We start from the raw sequence: 422 nt of genomic DNA on the forward strand, positions 1-422 counted from the left end.
CGGTATGTTCTGGCCCGAGCACACGACGACATACAGGACAAAGGGGCACAGGTATGACAGACGTGAGCCGAAAGATTCGAGCTTGGGGACGCCGATTGATGATCGGCACGGCAGCGGCTGTAGTCCTTCCGGGCCTGGTGGGGCTTGCCGGCGGAGAGGCAACCGCGGGCGCGTTCTCCCGGCCGGGGCTGCCGGTCGAGTACCTGCAGGTGCCGTCGCCGTCGATGGGCCGCGACATCAAGGTTCAGTTCCAGAGCGGTGGGAACAACTCACCTGCGGTTTATCTGCTCGACGGCCTGCGCGCCCAAGACGACTACAACGGCTGGGATATCAACACCCCGGCGTTCGAGTGGTACTACCAGTCGGGACTGTCGATAGTCATGCCGGTCGGCGGGCAGTCCAGCTTCTACAGCGACTGGTAC

The 422-nt window shown here is 63.5% G+C and carries 1 pseudogene; it reads left to right on the plus strand.

Annotated elements, in window-relative coordinates:
- Window positions 1-53 precede the first annotated feature (53 nt).
- A pseudogene (gene ag85B, locus C0Z19_RS27730) lies at window positions 54-422 on the plus strand (diacylglycerol acyltransferase/mycolyltransferase Ag85B); the annotation flags it as partial.

This window comes from Trinickia soli (assembly GCF_002879855.1).
GTDB classification, from domain to species: Bacteria; Pseudomonadota; Gammaproteobacteria; order Burkholderiales; family Burkholderiaceae; genus Trinickia; species Trinickia soli.